The organism is Microbacterium sp. DT81.1 (assembly GCF_049844955.1).
In the GTDB taxonomy this organism is placed as follows: Bacteria; Actinomycetota; Actinomycetes; order Actinomycetales; family Microbacteriaceae; genus Microbacterium.
Genome location: NZ_JBNCMA010000004.1, coordinates 12,037 through 12,602, shown reverse-complemented (window position 1 = coordinate 12,602; position 566 = coordinate 12,037). Strand labels below are relative to the sequence as shown.

Below are 566 nucleotides of genomic sequence, written 5' to 3'. Positions count from 1 at the left end.
CAACGACGTGAACGTCACCGGGCTAGCCGCCGTCCCATTCACCACCAAAGAACCCGCCACCACCAGCCCACCACCGTCCGCAATCTTCAACTGGACGCCCGGGTGAATGGAGAGAGTGACACCAACCGGTACCGTGAGCTCGGCATCAACTACGACCAGAGGAGTCGTTGTCACGTCGAACACTCGACTCGAGGAGACCACGCCGCTGACGTGAGTGATCGCCGCCGGGATCGCCTTAGCCGCGCTCTGCTTCGCCGTGGTCGCGTAGCCGGCCTTCACCGCGGTCACCGTCACCGTGATACTCGTGCCCGCATCCGCAGCCACCACCACATACGTCGACCCCGTCGCCCCACTGATCGCAGTCCCACCCCGACTCCACTGATACGACAACGTCGTCGGGGTCGGAGCCCACGTCCCCGCAGCCGCCGTCAACGTGGACCCCACCGCCGCCGTCCCAGTAATCGTCGGCGTCGGCGCCGTCGTGAACGCCGCCGCCGGGATCGCCTTAGCCGCGCTCTGCTTCGCCGTGGTCGCGTAGCCGGCCTTCACCGCGGTCACCGTCACCG

1 pseudogene is annotated in these 566 nt (G+C 67.1%); it reads right to left on the bottom strand.

The window, feature by feature from the left end:
- Positions 1 to 566 (bottom strand): annotated as a pseudogene (locus ACLQ2Q_RS11510) (hypothetical protein); the annotation flags it as partial.